This window comes from Mycobacterium sp. IDR2000157661 (assembly GCF_022317005.1).
Lineage (GTDB): Bacteria > Actinomycetota > Actinomycetes > Mycobacteriales > Mycobacteriaceae > Mycobacterium.
Map to the genome: position 1 here is coordinate 2,812,851 of NZ_CP081006.1, position 18,158 is coordinate 2,831,008.

An 18,158-nucleotide genomic window follows, 5' to 3' on the forward strand; every position below is an offset into this window, starting at 1 on the left:
GCGATGGTTGACCGCGGACATGTGTTCCGCCGGGCCTTCTCCTGGCTGCCCGCCCAACTCGCCGCACAGAGCGACACCCCTGTGGGTCCGCGCCAGTTCGCCTCCACTGAGCATCTGTCCACCGAGGCCATCGCCGCCTTCGCCGACGGCGAGTTGCGGATGACGGCCCATCTGCGCGCCGCCCACCACATGTCGCTGTGTCCGCAGTGCGCCGCGGAGGTCGAAGCCCAGTGCCAGGCCCGTGCCGCGTTGCGGGACTCACAGCCGATCGCCGTACCAAGCTCGCTGCTGGGGATGTTGTCCGAGATCCCGCGCCACGCACCGCCGGAGCAGCCGGTCGAGGCGCAACAGTCCGAGTTTGCTGTCGGCACACAGCGCCCACGGCGTAAGCGCCGGTAGGCTGAACGCCGAGATCAGCGACGACCTGCGCCGGCGATGCCGGGCGCACTCACAGAGGGTGATGAACGGGTGACCAATCTGGACCAGACCGGGCGGGAGCGCTTGGAACCGCGGCCCGTTTCACGTCCGCCCGTCGATCCCGCGGCGCAGCGGGCGTTCGGCAGACCCGACGGCGTTGACGGATCGTTCATGGGGTTGGACAAGTACCGCGACCAGGGTGAGTACACGCCGACCAACCAACCGCCCGATCCGGTGCTGGCCGAGGCGTTCGGCAGGCCGCAGGGTGCGGGCGACTCGCTGCAGCGCCACCCCGCCGATGTGGGCGCGCTCGAGGCCGAGCGCGGTGCGTCGGACGCCGACGCGGCCGATGATCCGTGGCGCAACCCGGGCGCGCCGGTCGCCCTCGGCACCCCCGCCGTGCAGGAGCCGCCCCGTGCGCCGGCGAACGTCAACATGGGCAAGCTGGGCGTGCGAGACGTGCTGTTCGGTGGGCGGGTGTCGTTCGTCGCGCTGGCGGTGCTGGGCATCATCGCCTTGGTGATCGGCATCGCCGGCGGCTGGGTCGGGCGCAAGACCGCCGAGGTCGTCGAGGCGTTCACCACGTCGAAGGTCACCCTGAACACCTCGGACGCCGGCCCGCCACCCGAGGGTCTTGTCTCCAAAGTCGCTGCCGCCGTTGCTGATTCCGTGGTCACCGTCGAGGCGACCAGCGATCAGGAGGGCTCGCAGGGCTCCGGCGTGGTCATCGACGGACGCGGCTACATCGTGACCAACAACCACGTGATCTCCGAGGCCGCGACCAATCCGAGCCAGTACAAGATGCACGTCGTCTTCAACGACGGGACGGAGGTGCCCGCCAACCTCGTCGGGCGCGATCCCAAGACGGACCTGGCCGTGCTCAAGGTCGACAATGTCGACAACCTGACCGTCGCGAAGATGGGTGACTCCGACAAGCTGCGGGTCGGTGACGAGGTGATCGCCGCGGGCGCCCCGCTGGGCCTGCGCAGCACCGTCACCCAGGGCATCATCAGCGCGCTGCACCGCCCGGTGCCGCTGTCGGGCGACGGTTCGGACACCGACACGGTCATCGACGGCGTGCAGACCGATGCCTCGATCAACCACGGCAACTCCGGCGGACCGCTGATCGACATGAACGGCAACGTCATCGGCATCAACACCGCCGGCAAGTCGCTGTCCGAGAGCGCCAGTGGGCTCGGCTTCGCGATCCCCGTCAACGAAGTCAAGACAGTGGTCGAGACGCTGATCAAGGACGGCAAGATCGCGCACCCGACGCTGGGCCTGACCGCGCGGTCGGTGAGCAACGACATCGCGTCGGGCGCTCAGGTGGCCAACGTCAAGGCGGGCAGTCCCGCGGAGCGGGCCGGCATCCTGGAGAACGACGTCGTCGTGAAGGTGGGTGACCGGACCGTCGCAGACGCCGATGAGTTCGTGGTGGCCGTGCGCCAGCTCAAGATCGGCCAGGATGCGCCAATCGAGGTCGTACGCGATGGCCGTCGGGTGACCCTGACCGTGAATCCCGGTCCCGACAACACCGTCTAGCCGATGTTCGCCAACCTCGGCTGGGGCGAGATGCTCGTCCTGGTGATCGCCGGTCTGGTGATCCTCGGGCCCGAACGATTGCCCGGTGCGATCCGGTGGACGTCGGGTGCCCTGCGTCAGGCGCGCGACTACATCAGCGGAGCGACGAGTCAGCTGCGCGAGGATCTGGGTCCGGAGTTCGACGACCTGCGCGAGCCGCTGGGCGAGTTGAACAAGCTGCGCGGGATGACGCCGCGCGCCGCGCTGACGAAGCATCTGCTCGACGGGGACGACTCGGTGTTCACCGGAAAGTTCGACAAGCCGGTCAGCTCACCGGCCCCCACCGCGCAGGTCCCGCCGGCTCAGCCGACACCTCAGCCCGCCCCCGCCACGCCCGCGACCACACCGTTCGACACCGACGCGACCTGACACGGCCGCCACGTCGGGGGTCAGATGAAGTACTTCTCGTCGCCGGTCGGCAAGCCGCCGCCGTTGGTGGCGATGTGGATGTGGTCGAAATGGTTGGCAGTCTCGTTGCCGTAGTCCGCGGTCCAGCTCGGCGCACCGACGCCGGGATAGAAGCCCTGCCGCCAGATCACGTGGATGACGCCCCACCGCCTGGCGTTCGCCAGTGCGTACCCGGCGATCTGGTTGCCCAGCTTGATGCCTTCCTCGGTGCCGTGGTTGGGGATCATCACGTCGATCGCCAGGCCGTTGGGATGCCAGGGCAGGGGGTCCTGACGGAAGCCGCCGATGGTCTTGACCTCGGGGAACATCACGCTGATCGCGCGGGCCGCCCGGATGGTGTTGACCTGCAGTCCGTCCTCGGGAGCGACCCCGGCGGGCAACTCGAAGGGCAGCGCCGGGTTGGCGACCGGTGCGCTGGCCGCCAGCAACTCGGCGGGCGGTGGAGCGCCGGGAGGCGGCGGGCCCGGCGGCATAGCTTGCTGCGCGGGCGCGTCGGCAGAGGGCGCCTCGGCGGGTGGTTCGGCGGTCTGCGCGTAGAACAGCGCTGCGGAGATCACGATCGAGCCGACCAGAGCCAACACCCGGCCCCGGCCATTCGTCGACGGTGAACTGCTCACAGATGGCACTTTATCGTCGGGCGGGGTCTGCTGTGGCGAACTTTCGCCGAGATCGGGCTCGCTCAACGGCCGGCCGGATCGAGGCCCAGCGACATGCCCGCGAGGCCGCGCCTGCGGCTGGACAACGAGTCGGCTACGCTGCGGAGTTCTTTGCCGGCGGCCGAGTCCGGCGCGGAGAGCACCAGTGGAACACCCGAGTCGCCGGCCGTCACCAGTGCCGGGTCCAGGGGCACCTGCCCGAGTAGCGGCACGTCGGCGCCGACGGCGCGGGACAGCCGCTCGGCTACCTGTTCGCCGCCGCCCGCACCGAAGATCTGCATCGTCGTGCCGTCGGGAAGCAGCAGGCCCGACATGTTCTCGACCACGCCGACGATCCGCTGGCGGGTCTGCAGGGCGATGGCGCCCGCACGCTCGGCCACCTCGGCGGCCGCCAATTGCGGGGTGGTGACGACCAGGATCTCCGCACCGGGGATCAACTGGGCCACCGAGATCGCGACGTCGCCGGTGCCGGGCGGCAGGTCGAGCAGCAGCACGTCGAGGTCGCCCCAGTAGACGTCGGCCAGGAACTGTTGCAGGGCGCGGTGCAGCATCGGACCGCGCCACACCACCGGCGTGTTGCCCTGGGTGAACATCGCGATCGAGATGACCCGCACCTCGTGTGCGACGGGCGGGACGATCATCGAGTCGACCTGGACGGGCCGGTCGGTGGTGCCCATCATCCGCGGCACCGAGTGGCCGTAGATATCGGCGTCCAGCAGGCCGACCGACAACCCCCGGGCTGCCATGGCGGCCGCGAGATTGACCGTGATGCTCGATTTCCCGACCCCGCCCTTACCCGATGCGACGGCGTAAACGCGGGTCAGCGACCCGGGCTGGGCGAACGGTATGACGGGCTCGCGGGAGTCGCCGCGCAGCTGCTGGCGCAGTTCGGCGCGCTGCTCGTCGCTCATCACGTCCAGCGTGACCCGTACCGCACCGGTGCCGGGCACGTCGGCGACCGCATGACGGACGCGGTCGGTGATCTCGGTCTTCTTCGGACAAGCGTCCGTGGTCAGGTAGATCTCGACGTGCACGGAACCTTCTTGGCCGTCGTCGCCGATGGTGACGTTCTTGACCATGCCCAGCTCGGTGATCGGCCGGCGCAGTTCGGGGTCGATCACCTTGGCCAGCGCGGCCCGGATGGCGGCTTGGCGCTCGGAGGAATCAGACATCACCGTCGAGTCTAGGCCGACTCGACGGGTGTATTTAAGCGACCGGTCCGGGCAGCGGTCCTGCAGCCGGTGGGCCGGGCGGCACCGGCGCTTCTGCGGCAAGGCCCGGTGCGGGTCCCGGCGCCGGTGGTGAGCCCTGCGGCGCAGCGGGCGGCACGGCAGCAGGTGCCGGACCGGGCGCCGGTCCCGGCGGCACCGCCGCAACAGGTCCGGGCGGTGCCGCGGCGGGCGGCACCATCGGTTGGGCGATCGGCGGCCCGCCCAGCGCGGGTTGCAGCGGAGCCGGGGTGTCCTGGATGCAGAACACCGCGCACTCAGGCGCCGGCGTCATCCATGGCGGGGTCCACGGCGGCGGTTGCGCGGGCGTCTGGGGCCTGGCAGGCGCCGCAGGCATCGGTCCGGGCAGCGGCCCCAGCTGCTGACGGGGCGAGAAGCCCGGAACGCCCATCTGGCTGGCGACCGAGTCGCGTTCCAGGAGCGGCATCAGCGCCATCGGGTCGTTGGCCGGCAGGCCGAGAACGTTGAGCGGCAGTCCGGGGCCAAGACCTTCGTACTCGGCGAGCTCGGTAAGGTGCACATTGGCATCGGTGGCCTGCGGGCCGAGTGTGGGCACCGGCCCGGTGATCGGCGGCAGATCCATCGGCACCACGCCGGTCGCATACGCGCCTGCCCAGCCCAGCACGTTGCGGGCATAGGCCACCGAGTTGTTGTAGCGCAGGATCGCCGACATCACGTGCGACTGATCGCGCAGGTTCATGTTTCCGCTGCACAGGTAGCGCGCCGCGGCCAGGCTCGAGTCGTAGAGGTTCTGCACGTCGGCCTTGCCGTCGCCGTCGCCGTCCGAGGCGTAGCGCGACCAGGTGCCCGGCAGGAACTGCATCGGTCCCATCGCGCGGGCATAGGTGACGCGGTCGGCCGTGCGGCTCTGGACGATGACCTCGTTGCCGGGCAGCGTGCCGTCCAGCGTGGGCCCGAAGATCGGCCGGACCGCGGTGCCGCGGGAGTCGGTGGCACCGCCGTTGGCGTGCATCGACTCGATCCGGCCGATGCCCGCCAGCAGGTTCCAGCTCACCCCGCAACCCGGGTAGGCCGCGGCCATCATACGCTCGGCGTTGCGGTATGCCGCCAGTGCCATAGCGGGAATGCCAAGTGCCCCAGGCGCATTGACGATCGCAGCCGGCTGAGGAGAGGCCGCCGACGTCCCGGCGATGTTGAACGGGGCGGGGGTCTTGGTGACCGCCACCACCGACGCTCCCGAGCGCGCACCCGGCGAGGGTTCGACGGCCGCGAGCGGTGTCACGGCGGCGTCGCTGGTCCGGGTCGACGGCGCGGACGCACCGACGCTGCCCGCGAGGATGATCGGGGTGATGACCGCGACGCCGAGGGCGGCGCGCATGCGGTGACCGGTGAACAGCGGTTGGCTGCCACCACCGGACAACAGTGTCTGCGCCCGAGAAGTCGGTATCCGCATCACGCGTCCGGCTTGGTGCCGTACGGCCTTGAGGGCGGCTCCTCCCCTTATCTGCACTCAACCGTCCTAGGGTCGCGATCGCTTGTGAACCAAGTCACCATACCTACTCGATAACGGCCGTGTTACAGCAATGGGGTTAGCAGTTACGGCCTTATTTTCTCGACCGGTGCTCACCGGTTTCCGCCCGGGGAGCTGCGCCGTCCTCGTTGGCGGCGGCCTGAGCCTGCTGCAACGCGGCGATCATGTCCCGCAACTCGTCGAGTTCGCGGCGCAGGTAGTCGCGGGTGGTGACCTCGCCGACCGCCAGTCGCAGCGCAGCCAGCTCGCGCGCCAGGTATTCGGTGTCGGCCTTTGTCTGAGTGGCGCGCCTGCGGTCCTCGTCGAGGGCGACGCGGTCCCGGTTCTCCTGCCGGTTCTGCGCCAGCAGGATCAGCGGCGCGGCATAGGCGGCCTGGGTGGAGAACGCGAGGTTGAGCAGGATGAACGGGTAGGGATCCCACCGCAGCCCGACCGCGAACAGGTTGAGCAGGACCCACACGATCACCAGGACCGTCTGCACCGCCAGATAGCGGCCGGTGCCCAGGTACCGGGCGATCGACTCGCTGAAGTTGCCCACCGCTTCGGGGTCGAGATTGAAGGACAACCGCCGCCGGGTGATCAGCGGGGTGTCCAGCCGGCTGCGGCTCGACGTGTCGGTCATGTCGCCCCCTCGGCGCCGGTCAGCTCCGGCTCCTCGGTTTCCCGCCAGTCCTCCGGCAGGAGGTGGTCGAGTACGTCGTCGACCGACACCGCGCCGAGCAGGTGATTCTCTTCGTCGACCACCGGTCCGCACACCAGGTTGTAGAGGGCGAAATAGCGGGTGACGGCGGCCAGCGAGTCCTCGGGAGCCAGATTCGGCAGGTCGGTGTCGACCATCCCGCTGACCAGTTCGGCAGGCGGTTCGCGTAGCAGCCGCTGCAGATGTACACAGCCGAGATAGTGGCCGGTGGGCGTCGCGGTCGGTGGGCGCACCACGAACACCAGCGAGGCCAGTGCCGGGGTGAGATCGGGGTCGCGCACCCGGGCCAGCGCCTCGGCGACGGTCGTGTCGGGAGCCAGCACCACCGGTTCGGAGGTCATCAGGCCGCCGGCCGTGTCGGGGGAGTGCGACAGCAACCGGCGCACGTCCTCGGAGTCCTCGGGGTCCATCCGGCGCAGGAACTGCTCGGCGTCCGACGGCGTCATCGAACCGAGCAGGTCGGCGGCGTCGTCGGGGTCCATCGCCTCGAGCACGTCAGCGGCGCGGTCGGCGGGCAGTCGCTTGAGCACATCGGTCTGGTCGTCCTCGGGCAGCTCCTGGAGCACGTCGGCGAGGCGTTCGTCGTCGAAGGCGTTGACCACTTCGTAGCGGCGTTTGGCGGGCAACTCGCGGATGGCTTCGGCGACCTCCACGGCGCGCTGGCCCTGGAACTGCTCAAGCAGCTGAGCCACCCCTTGGTCCGGCATCGCCAGGCCCGACGGTGTCAGACCCTGCACGAGCTGCCAGTCGACGGCATGCACATTGCTGCGACGCCCCAGGCGCCGCTGTGGGCGCACCGCCACCTTGGTCACCTTCCAGTCTCGCGTGCGCGTCTGTTCGATGCCCAGATCCACGACGATCACGTCCACTCCGGACAACTCCGGCAGTTCGGGATCGTCGACCCGCACGCGCGTCTCGATGACCTGGCCCAGCACCAGCACCTCGCCGGGCCGCTGTGCGAAACGACGCAACGAGACGCTGCCGGTGGCCAGCGTCACCGCACCCGGCTCGATAGAGGTCACTCGCAATATCGGTACGAAAATCCTTCTCCGCGTCAGCAATTCGACGACGAGTCCGAGGACTCGAGGCTGGTGGCGAACGATGCTGATGCTGATCACCACGTCGCGGACACGGCCGATGGACTCGCCGTCGGGGCCCAGCACCACCAGTCCCGCGAGCCGGGCCGCATAGACCCTGTTCACCGCCGCCATGCCTCAAAGGGTAGAGAGTGTAGGCGTGGAAAACCGGTATCGACCCCGCCGAACGGTGCTTTCCGTTCCCGGGAGCAGCGCAAAGATGATCGAAAAGGCAAAATCCCTGCCCGCCGACGAGGTGTTCCTCGATCTCGAAGACGCTGTCGCGCCGGACGCCAAGGCCGAGGCGCGCACCCGGGTCGCCACCGCGCTGGCCGAGTCGGGCTGGGCCGGTCAACTGCGGGGTGTCCGGGTCAACGACTGGACCACACCGTGGACCTACGCCGACCTCATCGAGGTGGTTTCGACGGCGGGCTCCGCCCTCGACATCGTCGTGCTGCCCAAGGTCACCGACGACTCACACATCCGTGCGCTGGATCTGCTTCTCAGTCAGCTCGAAACTTCCCACGGACTGCAGGCGGGCCGCATCGGAATCGAGGCACAGATCGAGAATGCGCAGGGACTCACCAACATTGACGCGATCGCGGCCGCACCGCGGGTGCAGGCGCTGGTGCTCGGCCCGGCCGACATGGCGGCCAGCCTGAACATGCGCACCCTCGAGGTCGGCGAGCAGCCCGAGGGTTACGACGTCGGCGACGCCCACCACCACGTCCTCATGCGGATCCTCGTCGCCGCTCGGGCTCACGGCGTGCTCGCCATCGACGGGCCGTACCTCAAGATCCGCGATGCCGACGGGTTCCGCCGGGTGGCGGGCCGGTCGGCCGCACTCGGCTACGACGGCAAGTGGGTGCTGCACCCGGACCAGATCGCCGCAGGCAACGAGATTTTCAGCCCGCGGCAGAAGGACTACGATCACGCCGAGTTGATCCTCGAGGCCTACGAGTGGCACACGTCCCGCGAGGGCGGGGCCAGGGGTGCGGTGATGCTCGGTGACGAGATGATCGACGAGGCCAGCCGCAAGATGGCTCGGGTGATCGCCGGGAAGGGCCGGGCCGCAGGCATGCAACGTCAGGGCGAACGGTTCAGTCCGGGGCAGTGACGCCGACGCCGGTTCCGGCCTAGGTCCATTGCCATTGGCTGGACCACAGGCCGATGTAGAGCAGCAGGGTCACCAGCAGACCGGCGATGAAGAGGCCACCGATGACGGTGCCCGCCAATGCGATTCCCCAGCCGTCCTGACCGGTGCGCTTGGTCTCGCGCATCGCCATCACGCCGAGGATGACGCCGGGGACGGCGCTGAACCCGCAACAGGCGACGCCCAGAAGAGACGACACCAGGGCGGCGATGGCCATTCCGTTGGTACCCGGCGGCCGCAGCGGCCGGTAGGGGTCGAATCCGTACCCGGGCGGCGGGTAGTAGCCGGCAGCGGGCGGCGCAGGTGGGTAGCCCGCCGCGGGGTACAGCGGCGGCGGCAGGCTCGCGTCGCCGGGGTAGTCCACCGGCGTCTGGGGCTCGCGGTGGTCTGGGTCCCCGAATCCGTGGGGGCCGCTGCCGCTCACCGCTTAGACGCCCAGCATCGAGATGGTGACGATGATGCTGAACAAGAACGTGGCGGCGCCGACGGCGATGCCTGCAATGGCCAACCCGCGGCCGCCGTCACCGGAGTCCTTGATCTGGTTGAGCGCGACGATGCCCAGCACGATTCCGATGATCGAGCCGATGCCGCACAGTACGCCGACGGCGGAGGCGACCAGAGAGCCGATCGCCAGCGGGTTCGTCTTGCCGGTGTCCGGCGCGCCGTAGCCGCCCGAATAGGGCGCGCCGTATCCACCCGGTGCTCCGTAGGGAGCCGGGGCGCCGTACGGCGGCGGGTATGCCTGCGTGCCGAAGCTGGACGGGTCGCCGTACGGCGGCGGGTACGCGCCGTGCGGCGGGGGCGGGTAGTTGCCTGGTGGTGGCGGATAGCCCGGCGGGGGGTAGCTGGGTGGGTAGCCGGCCGAGGGGTCGTAACCGGACGGCGCCTGATGAGGCGCGCCGTAGGCGGGCGAGCCGTAGACCGGGCGTTCGAAAGTTTGGTCAGGTGAAGTGAAGGCCTGGCCGGGTTGCTCGACGGGTTGCCCGGGTGACTGGTGCGCGTGTGTCTGCCAGCCTTCACCCAGGCCTGCCGTCCGGTCGGCGGACTCGCCCGTCTGCTCGATCGGCGGAGCTTCGAAGCCCCCGGCAGTCGGCTCGGATGACGGCGATTGTGGTGCGTCGTCGCCGGGATTTGTCATGCTGATCAACCTAGCGCACGTGCCGGGCACCTTCGCGGCCGTCGCAGCGTTGGTTCAAGTGAGATTCACAAGAGATCGAACAACCCGACCGGGCACGAACAACGAGGAGATTGAGCAGCGATGACCAGTCCGTTCCAGCCTGGGCAAACACCCGGTGCAGCGCCGGGTGGCGCGAGCGTGGGCCGCCGCCCGGCGGGCCTGCCGACCCCGCCCAAGGGGTGGCCGATCGGTTCCTATCCGACCTACGCCGAGGCTCAGCGTGCGGTGGACTACCTGTCGGACCAGGACTTCCCGGTGCAGCAGGTGACGATCGTCGGCGTCGACCTGATGCAGGTCGAGCGGGTCACCGGCAGGCTGACGTGGCCCAAGGTGCTCGGCGGCGGCGTGCTGACCGGTGCCTGGCTTGGTCTGTTCATCGGCCTCATCCTCGGGTTCTTCAGCCCGAGCCCGTGGGGTGCACTGGCCACCGGCCTGATCGCGGGTGTGTTCTTCGGCCTGATCACCTCGGCCATCCCGTATGCGATGGCGCGCGGCACAAGAGATTTCAGCTCGACCCTGCAACTGGTCGCGGGCCGCTACGACGTGCTGTGCGACCCGCAGAACGCCGAACGTGGGCGGGACTTGCTGGCGCGCTTGACCATCTGACGCGTCTGCCCGTTCGGCAGTTCGCGCACGTCCCCGCCTTGCGCGTGAGGCCTCCCGATTGCGTAACGGTGCGCGACGCGCGCATCCGAAGTGTTGCAAAGCACGCGCATGTGGCAATACGGTTTGCGCGCGGGAGCTTCCCGCCCGGAGCCGCCCCGGCGGCGACATGCAACGACGGAGCCGCCCCGGCGGCGACATTGAACGAATGGAGCCGCCCCGGCGGCGACATACAACGACGGAGCCGCCCCGGCGGCGACATGGAAAGAGTGGAGCCGCCCCGGCGGCGACTTCAGACGCGGACGGAGGCAGCGGTGCGCGTCCCCAACCTGGGCGCAGGCCCACGGCGGCTCGGTGCGGTGGCGATGGCTGCGCTGACGACGGCGTCGACCGTCGCGGCCTGTGGTTCCGACGGCGGCGGAACCGTCATCAGCTTCTACACCCCCGCCCAGGAATCGGGCACCTTCACCAACGTCGCGAACCGCTGCAACGAGCAGTTCGCCGGCCGGTTCACCATCGAGCAACGCAGCCTGCCCCGCGGCGCGGACGATCAGCGGCTGCAACTGGCCCGCCGCCTCACCGGCAACGACCCCACGCTGGACCTGATGGCGCTCGACGTGGTCTGGACGGCCGAGTTCGCCGAAGCCGGCTGGGCAGTGCCGCTGTCGGAGGACCCGGCCGGGCTCGCCGAGGCCGACGCGGTCGAGAACACCCTTCCCGGCCCGCTGGAGACCGCACGGTGGGAGAACCAGCTTTATGCGGTACCCATCACCACCAACACCCAGTTGTTGTGGTACCGGGCCGATCTGGTTCCCGAGCCGCCGCAGACCTGGGACGGCATGGTGGACACCGCAACCCGCCTGCACGCCGCGGGAGAACCGAGTTGGATTGCGGCGCAGGGCAAGCAGTACGAAGGCCTGGTGGTGTGGTTCAACACCCTGCTGGAAAGCGCAGGCGGCCAAGTGCTCTCCGACGACGGGACGAAAGTCACGCTGACCGACACGCCCGAACATCGCGCCGCCACGGTCAAGGCGCTGCAGACCATCAAGTCCGTCGCGACCGCACCGGGCGCCGACCCGTCGATCACCCAGACCGACGAGACCACCGCGCGGTTGGCGCTCGAGCAGGGCAACGCCGCGCTCGAAGTGAACTGGCCGTACGTGCTGGCGTCGTTCATGGAGAACGCGATCAAGGGTGGCGTGCCGTTCCTCCCGCTGAACGAGCGCCCCGACCTGACCGGGGCGATCGGTGACACCGGCACATTCTCGCCGACGGACGAACAGTTCACTGCCGCCTTCGACGCCACCGAGCCGATTCTCGGATTCGCGCCGTACCCCGGCGTGCTGCCTGGCGAGTCGGCGAAGGTCACCCTCGGGGGGTTGAACGTGGCGGTGGCCGAGACCAGCAAGCACAAGGCGGAGGCGTTCGAAGCCATCCGGTGCCTGCGCAACGTGGAGAACCAGCGCTACACGTCCGTGGAGGGCGGCCTGCCCGCCGTGCGAGCGTCGCTGTACGACGACCCGCAGTTCCAGGCGAAGTATCCGATGTACGAGATCATCCGCCGTCAACTCACCGACGCCGCGGTGCGCCCGGCGACACCGGTCTATCAAGCGATGTCGACCCGCATCTCGGTCACGCTGGCGCCGATCACCGACATCGATCCGGAGCGCACCGCCGACGAGTTGCAGAAACAGGTGCAGCTTGCGCTCGACGGCAAGGGGCTGATCCCGTGACCACGACCGCCGATGCGCCTGCCAGGGCGATCGCGGCCGACACCGAGAACGTCAAGTCGGAGCGTCGCCTCGCCTACTGGCTGATCGCGCCGGCGGTCATCCTGATGCTGGCCGTCACCGCCTACCCCATCGGGTACGCGGTGTGGCTGAGCCTGCAGCGCAACAACATGGCCGACCCCGACGACACGGCGTTCGTGGGGCTGTCGAACTACACCACCATCTTGACCGACCGCTACTGGTGGACGGCGTTCGCCGTGACCCTGACCATCACGGTGATCTCCGTGGCCATCGAGTTGGTCCTCGGCATGGCACTCGCACTTGTCATGCACCGCACCATCTTCGGCAAGGGTGTGGTGCGTACCGCCGTCCTGATCCCGTACGGCATCGTGACCGTCGCGGCGTCCTACAGCTGGTACTACGCATGGACGCCGGGCACCGGATATCTGGCCAACCTGTTGCCCGAGGGCAGCGCGCCGCTGACCGAGCAGATTCCCTCGCTGGGCATCATCATCCTGGCCGAGGTCTGGAAGACGACGCCGTTCATGTCACTATTGCTGCTCGCCGGGCTGGCGCTGGTGCCGCAGGACCTGTTGAACGCCGCTGCGGTCGACGGGGCCGGCGCCTGGAAGCGACTGGTCAAGGTCATCATCCCGCTGATCAAACCCGCTATCCTGGTGGCGCTGCTGTTCCGCACGCTCGACGCGTTCCGCATCTTCGACAACATCTACGTGCTCACCGGTGGGGCGAACAACACCTACTCGGTGTCGATTCTGGGCTACGACAACCTTTTCAAGGCGTTCAACGTGGGCATGGGTTCGGCGATCAGCGTCCTGGTGTTCCTGTCGGTCGCGGTGATCGCGTTCATCTTCATCAAGGGCTTCGGTGCGGCGGCGCCCGGTGCGGATCTGGAGAGGCGCTGATGGCTGAGCGGGCAGGTGCGGGCCGGGCGACGGGCTGGACCGTCATCAACCTGCTGGTGATCATCTATGCGTTGTTCCCGGTGCTGTGGATCTTGAGCCTGTCGCTGAAGTCGACGGCAACCGTCAAGGACGGCAACCTGTTTCCGACCGACGTCACGTTCGACAACTACAAGGCGATCTTCCAGGGCAACGCGTTCAGCTCGGCGCTGATCAACTCGATCGGGATCGGCCTGATCACCACCCTCATCGCGGTGGTGATCGGCGGCATGGCGGCCTACGCGGTGGCCCGGCTGGAGTTCCCCGGCAAGCGTCTGCTCATCGGCGTCGCACTCCTGATCGCGATGTTTCCCCACATCTCGCTCGTCACACCGATTTTCAACATCGAGCGCCGCGTGGGCCTGTTCGACACCTGGCCCGGGCTGATCATTCCGTACATCACGTTCGCCCTGCCGCTGGCGATCTACACGCTTTCGGCGTTCTTCCGCGAGATCCCATGGGACTTGGAGAAGGCGGCGAAGATGGACGGCGCCACACCCGCGCAGGCGTTCCGCAAGGTGATCGCACCGCTGGCGGCACCGGGCATCGTCACCGCCGCGATCCTGGTGTTCATCTTCGCCTGGAACGACCTGCTGCTCGCGCTCTCGCTGACCGCCACCGAACGCGCGATCACCGCTCCGGTCGCGATCGCCAGCTTCACGGGTAGTTCACAATTCGAGGAGCCCACGGGATCGATCGCGGCGGGCGCGATGGTCATCACGATCCCGATCATCGTCTTTGTGCTCATCTTCCAACGACGGATCGTCGCCGGGCTGACGTCCGGCGCGGTGAAGGGGTAGTCGCATGGCCGAGATTGTGTTGGACCGGGTCACCAAGAATTACCCAGGCGGTGCGACGGCGGTGCACGAGCTGTCGATGACAATCGCCGACGGTGAGTTCGTGATCCTGGTGGGCCCGTCCGGATGTGGAAAGTCGACGACGCTCAACATGATCGCCGGGCTGGAGGACATCACCTCCGGCGAGTTGCGCATCGGCGGCGAACGCGTCAACGAGAAGGCGCCCAAGGATCGCGACATCGCGATGGTGTTCCAGTCCTATGCGCTGTACCCGCACATGTCGGTGCGCCAGAACATCGCGTTCCCGCTGACGCTGGCGAAGATGAAGAAGGACGAGATCGCGACCAAGGTCGAGGAGGCGGCGAAGATCCTCGACCTCACCGACTTCCTGGACCGCAAACCCGCACAGCTCTCCGGCGGCCAGCGCCAGCGCGTCGCCATGGGCCGCGCGATCGTGCGGAACCCCAAGGCGTTCCTGATGGACGAGCCGCTGTCGAACCTCGACGCCAAGTTGCGTGTGCAGATGCGTTCGGAGATCGCGCGGCTACAGGATCGGTTGGGCACCACGACGGTCTACGTCACGCACGACCAGACGGAGGCGATGACGCTGGGGGACCGGGTGGTGGTGCTGCTGGACGGCATGGCTCAACAGATCGGCACCCCCGACGAGTTGTACAACCGGCCGGCCAACCTCTTCGTCGCCGGCTTCATCGGGTCGCCCGCGATGAACTTCTTCCCGGCGACCATGACCGACGTGGGAGTGCGACTGCCGTTCGGCGAGATCACGCTGACGCAGGAGAAGTCGGATCTGATCCGCAGGCACAATCCCAAGAACGTGATCGTGGGAGTGCGGCCCGAGCATTTCGAGGACGCCGCGGTGTTGGACGGTTACGCCAGGATCCGGGCGTTGACCTTCGACGTGACGGTCGACATGGTCGAATCGCTGGGCGCCGACAAGTACCTCCACTTCAAGACCGAAGGCGCAGGCGCGCAGTCGGCGCAACTCGCGCAACTGGCCGCCGAGTCGGGTGCGGCCGAGAACGAGTTCGTCGCCCGGGTCTCCACGGAATCGACGGCCCGGCAGGGCGACACTGTCGCGCTCGCGTTCGACACGTCTAAGTTGACGATCTTCGACGCCGACACCGGTAAGAACCTCACACTGCCCGACGAAGCGGCCACGCCGGCGAGCGAGCCGGCGCGCGTTGCGGATTCGACGCCGCCGCCGGCCGAGTGATCGACGTCCTGGCCGCCGTTCGCGCACATCTGCGCGAGCAGTTCGCCGGGGCCGGCATCACGGCCGAACCCGACTCGGCCAGCGTCACGTTCCTGGGCACCGAGACGATCGACGTGCTGCGGTTCGGCCCGACCTCCGATGGCGTCACCCACTATGTCTCGCTGGGGTGTTCGCGTCACCCGATGCTTGATCCCGGCGAACTGGTGACCGACGTGCTGCACGGCCCGCGGGCCGAGGTGACGGTCGCATTACGCGGTGCATCCCCGCGCGGCCTGTCCCGGTCGATCGCGATTGTCGCCGCTGCGCCGGCGGTCGAGGGGCTGATCCTTGAGCCCGACGCACTCATCGGCCTCGAGACACCGCTGTGGGAGGGCGCCTCGTTCACGGCATTCCTGTTGGGGCGTAGCGACATCGGCGAGGTCGCGCTGACCGCACCGTTGCCGCCGGTGGCGGTGCTATCGGCCACGCCGATCACCGCGACCGAAGCGGCGTGGGTCCGGCTCAAGGGCGCCGACGCGATGCGCGAGGCGTGGGGACAGGACGGGGTCGACGTACTGGACCCACGGCGGCGAGCCGCCAAACCGACCTGAGCGGCGAGCCGCCAAACCGACCTGAGCGGCGAGCCGCCAAACCGACCTGAGCGGCGAGCCGCCAAACCGACCTGAGCGGAAAACTTCTACAGCCAGCGGTTGCGCCGGAAGGTGCGGTAGAGCAACGTGCACACGGTCGCCATCAGCAGCAGTATCGCGGGATATCCCCACACCTGCTTCAACTCCGGCATGTATTCGAAGTTCATCCCGTATATGCCTGCGATCGCGGTGGGCACGGCGGCGATGGCCACCCACGCCGAGATCTTGCGCATGTCGGTGTTCTGCTGCATCGCCACCTTGCCTACCGCGGCCTGCACCAGCGAGCTGAGCACCTCGTCGTAGCTTGTGATCCGGTCGGCGGCCTGGGTGTTGTGGTCGAGCACGTCGCCCATGTAGCGCTGCACTTCCACCGAGATCAGGTCGTCGTGATCGCTCATCATCCGCTGCAGCGCCAGCGTCAGCGGGCCGACCGCCCTGCGTAGTTCGACAACCTCGCGCTTGAGCAGATAGATGCTCTCGATGTTGGTCTGGGTGTGCGGCGAGAAGACGTCCTCTTCCATCGCGTCGATGTCCGTCTCGACGGAATCCACGACCTCGAGGTAGCTGTCGACGACGTGGTCGGCGATCGCGTGCATGACCGCGTACGGGCCAAGCGCGAGAATGGCAGGAGAGGCGTCGAGTCGCTTGCGGACGTCGGCCAGCCCGCCGTGTTCGCCGTGCCGGACGGTCACCACGAAACCCGGTCCGACGAAGATCATGATCTCGCCGGTCTCGACGATCTCGCGGGCGTTGGCCACCGAGTCGTGCTCCAGATAGGTCACCGTCTTGAGCACCAGGAACAGGGTGTTGTCGTAGCGTTCCAGCTTGGGCCGCTGGTGCGCGTGCACGGCGTCCTCGACGGCCAGCGGGTGCAGGCCGTATTCGTCGGCGACCGCCTGCATCTGATGATCGTCGGGTTCGTGTAGACCGAACCACACGAACGCGTCTCTGCCCTCTCCCCGCAGCTCCTCCACCTTGTCCTGGGCCGCCCCATGGGTGTATTTGCCCGGCAGCCTGGCGCCCTCGCAGTAGATTCCGCAGTCGACCGTCGCACGGGCCACCGGCACATGGATGGAGTCGGCGTCGAATCCTCCCGACTTCGACTTCGCCACGGGTCGCAGCGACGGCGGCAGCGAGCGAAACGACGGCATCGAGTCACCCTCCCCGGACAGCGCGCGGCCCGGATCCGCGCCCTCGTCGATGCTACGCGGCTGGTGGCATCGGCACCCTGCTAGTTTCGTCCCCGAAGCACGGGAACAAGTCATGCCATCCAAGGAGCGTCTGATCGTGAGCACATCTCCCCTCAAGGTCGCTGTCACCGGTGCGGCCGGCCAGATCGGCTACAGCCTGCTGTTCCGCATCGCCAGCGGTGCACTGCTCGGCCCCGACCGGCCGGTCGAACTGCGTTTGCTGGAGATCGAGCCCGCGCTCAAGGCGCTCGAGGGTGTGGTGATGGAGCTCGACGACTGCGCATTCCCTCTGCTGGCCGGCGTCGAGATCGGCTCGGATGCGAACAAGATCTTCGACGGCGCCAACCTGGCGCTGCTGGTCGGCGCCCGTCCGCGCGGTCCGGGGATGGAGCGCAGCGACCTGCTCGAGGCCAACGGTGCGATCTTCACCGCGCAGGGCAAGGCGCTCAACTCCGTTGCCGCCGACGACGTGCGCGTCGGCGTGACCGGCAACCCGGCCAACACCAACGCGCTCATCGCGATGACCAACGCCCCCGATATCCCGCGCGAGCGGTTCTCGGCGCTGACCCGTCTCGACCACAACCGGGCGATCTCACAGCTGGCGCGCAAGACCGGCGCGCCGGTGACCGACATCAAGAAGATGACGATCTGGGGCAACCACTCGGCGACTCAGTACCCCGACATCTTCCACGCCGAGGTCGGCGGCAAGAACGCCGCAGAGGTGGTCAACGACCAGGACTGGGTGGAGAACGACTTCATCCCGACGGTCGCCAAGCGCGGCGCGGCCATCATCGACGCGCGCGGTGCCTCGTCGGCGGCGTCGGCCGCGTCTGCCACCATCGACGCCGCCCGCGACTGGCTGCTGGGCAGCCCCGAGGGCGACTGGGTGTCGATGGCCGTGGTCTCCGACGGCTCCTACGGCGTACCGGAGGGCCTCATCTCGTCCTTCCCGGTGACGACCGAGAACGGCGACTGGTCGATCGTGCAGGGTCTCGACATCGACGACTTCTCGCGCGGCCGCATCGACAAGACGACGGCCGAACTCGCCGACGAGCGCAAGGCGGTCACCGACCTCGGCCTCATCTGAGGCCACCGTCAGGGCGTACGGGAGCGATTCCGGCGATTAG

At 68.4% G+C, this 18,158-nt stretch carries 19 protein-coding genes; 11 read left to right on the plus strand and 8 right to left on the minus strand.

The features are described 5' to 3' along the window. The first annotated feature begins 3 nt into the window (after positions 1 to 3). The 3 genes from rseA to tatB all read left to right on the plus strand — a co-directional run bounded on the left by rseA (position 4) and on the right by tatB (position 2,367). Positions 4 to 399 carry an anti-sigma E factor RseA gene (rseA, locus tag K3G64_RS14920; RefSeq protein WP_238885358.1) on the plus strand — a complete coding sequence of 132 codons (396 nt, stop codon included), beginning with the start codon at positions 4 to 6 and terminating at the stop codon, positions 397 to 399. A 69-nt stretch (positions 400 to 468) separates the two neighbouring features. Continuing rightward, positions 469 to 1,959 (plus strand): serine protease HtrA, encoded by a 1,491-nt coding sequence (htrA, locus tag K3G64_RS14925; protein WP_238885360.1) that lies wholly within the window; start codon positions 469 to 471, stop codon positions 1,957 to 1,959. Positions 1,960 to 1,962: 3 nt separating this feature from the next. Continuing rightward, entirely contained in the window at positions 1,963 to 2,367 is a 405-nt protein-coding gene (gene tatB / locus K3G64_RS14930) for a Sec-independent protein translocase protein TatB (RefSeq protein WP_238885362.1), read from the plus strand. Between the two features lie 20 nt (positions 2,368 to 2,387). Here the strand turns inward: tatB and K3G64_RS14935 are convergent, their stop codons facing one another. The 5 genes from K3G64_RS14935 to K3G64_RS14955 form a co-directional block, all read right to left on the minus strand. Then, the gene (locus K3G64_RS14935; RefSeq protein ID WP_370646948.1) at positions 2,388 to 3,023 is read right to left on the minus strand and encodes a glycoside hydrolase; all 636 of its coding nucleotides are present in this window, start codon (positions 3,021 to 3,023) and stop codon (positions 2,388 to 2,390) included. Between the two features lie 62 nt (positions 3,024 to 3,085). Then, entirely contained in the window at positions 3,086 to 4,234 is a 1,149-nt protein-coding gene (locus K3G64_RS14940; protein WP_238885366.1) for an Mrp/NBP35 family ATP-binding protein, read from the minus strand. 34 nt (positions 4,235 to 4,268) lie between these two features. Then, the gene (locus K3G64_RS14945) at positions 4,269 to 5,762 is read right to left on the minus strand and encodes a lytic transglycosylase domain-containing protein (protein ID WP_370646949.1); all 1,494 of its coding nucleotides are present in this window, start codon (positions 5,760 to 5,762) and stop codon (positions 4,269 to 4,271) included. A gap of 94 nt (positions 5,763 to 5,856) precedes the next feature. Then, positions 5,857 to 6,405: a DUF1003 domain-containing protein gene (locus tag K3G64_RS14950; RefSeq protein WP_238885368.1), complete on the minus strand. Its 549-nt coding sequence runs from the start codon at positions 6,403 to 6,405 to the stop codon at positions 5,857 to 5,859. Further along, on the minus strand, positions 6,402 to 7,694 hold the full coding sequence (locus tag K3G64_RS14955) for a magnesium transporter MgtE N-terminal domain-containing protein (protein WP_238885370.1): 1,293 nt from the start codon (positions 7,692 to 7,694) through the stop codon (positions 6,402 to 6,404). Before K3G64_RS14955 ends, K3G64_RS14950 begins: the two co-directional genes overlap by 4 nt. A 25-nt stretch (positions 7,695 to 7,719) precedes the next feature. Here K3G64_RS14955 and K3G64_RS14960 point away from each other — a divergent pair, with 25 nt between their 5' ends. Next, the gene (locus K3G64_RS14960; protein ID WP_238885372.1) at positions 7,720 to 8,676 is read left to right on the plus strand and encodes an HpcH/HpaI aldolase/citrate lyase family protein; all 957 of its coding nucleotides are present in this window, start codon (positions 7,720 to 7,722) and stop codon (positions 8,674 to 8,676) included. Positions 8,677 to 8,695: 19 nt separating this feature from the next. Here K3G64_RS14960 and K3G64_RS14965 read toward each other — a convergent pair whose 3' ends face one another. Then, positions 8,696 to 9,136, minus strand: a complete 441-nt coding sequence (locus K3G64_RS14965; protein ID WP_238885374.1) for a DUF4190 domain-containing protein — start codon at positions 9,134 to 9,136, stop codon at positions 8,696 to 8,698. Between the two features lie 3 nt (positions 9,137 to 9,139). Further along, positions 9,140 to 9,850, minus strand: coding sequence for a DUF4190 domain-containing protein (locus tag K3G64_RS14970; RefSeq protein WP_238885376.1), 711 nt, complete (start codon positions 9,848 to 9,850; stop codon positions 9,140 to 9,142). 120 nt (positions 9,851 to 9,970) lie between these two features. Between K3G64_RS14970 and K3G64_RS14975 the strand changes: the two genes are divergently transcribed. The 6 genes from K3G64_RS14975 (at position 9,971) to K3G64_RS15000 (ending at position 15,802) form a co-directional block, all read left to right on the plus strand. Continuing rightward, the gene (locus K3G64_RS14975) at positions 9,971 to 10,495 is read left to right on the plus strand and encodes a general stress protein (protein ID WP_238885378.1); all 525 of its coding nucleotides are present in this window, start codon (positions 9,971 to 9,973) and stop codon (positions 10,493 to 10,495) included. Between the two features lie 362 nt (positions 10,496 to 10,857). Next, positions 10,858 to 12,225 carry an ABC transporter substrate-binding protein gene (locus K3G64_RS14980; RefSeq protein WP_238950686.1) on the plus strand — a complete coding sequence of 456 codons (1,368 nt, stop codon included), beginning with the start codon at positions 10,858 to 10,860 and terminating at the stop codon, positions 12,223 to 12,225. Further along, positions 12,222 to 13,145: a carbohydrate ABC transporter permease gene (locus K3G64_RS14985; RefSeq protein WP_238885380.1), complete on the plus strand. Its 924-nt coding sequence runs from the start codon at positions 12,222 to 12,224 to the stop codon at positions 13,143 to 13,145. The genes K3G64_RS14980 and K3G64_RS14985 overlap by 4 nt, the downstream gene beginning before the upstream one ends. After that, the gene (locus K3G64_RS14990) at positions 13,145 to 13,981 is read left to right on the plus strand and encodes a carbohydrate ABC transporter permease (RefSeq protein WP_238885382.1); all 837 of its coding nucleotides are present in this window, start codon (positions 13,145 to 13,147) and stop codon (positions 13,979 to 13,981) included. The genes K3G64_RS14985 and K3G64_RS14990 overlap by 1 nt, the downstream gene beginning before the upstream one ends. Before the next feature lie 4 nt (positions 13,982 to 13,985). Beyond that, positions 13,986 to 15,212, plus strand: coding sequence for an ABC transporter ATP-binding protein (locus tag K3G64_RS14995; RefSeq protein WP_238885384.1), 1,227 nt, complete (start codon positions 13,986 to 13,988; stop codon positions 15,210 to 15,212). Next, a complete protein-coding gene (locus K3G64_RS15000; RefSeq protein WP_238885385.1) occupies positions 15,209 to 15,802 on the plus strand; it encodes a suppressor of fused domain protein in 594 nt (197 codons plus the stop codon). Before K3G64_RS14995 ends, K3G64_RS15000 begins: the two co-directional genes overlap by 4 nt. Before the next feature lie 86 nt (positions 15,803 to 15,888). On the opposite strand, the gene corA is transcribed toward K3G64_RS15000, so the two are convergent. After that, complete coding sequence (gene corA, locus K3G64_RS15005; RefSeq protein ID WP_238885386.1) at positions 15,889 to 16,992, minus strand: magnesium/cobalt transporter CorA; 1,104 nt, start codon at positions 16,990 to 16,992, stop codon at positions 15,889 to 15,891. 136 nt (positions 16,993 to 17,128) lie between these two features. Here corA and K3G64_RS15010 point away from each other — a divergent pair, with 136 nt between their 5' ends. Then, complete coding sequence (locus K3G64_RS15010; protein ID WP_238885387.1) at positions 17,129 to 18,118, plus strand: malate dehydrogenase; 990 nt, start codon at positions 17,129 to 17,131, stop codon at positions 18,116 to 18,118. Positions 18,119 to 18,158: the final 40 nt, after the last annotated feature.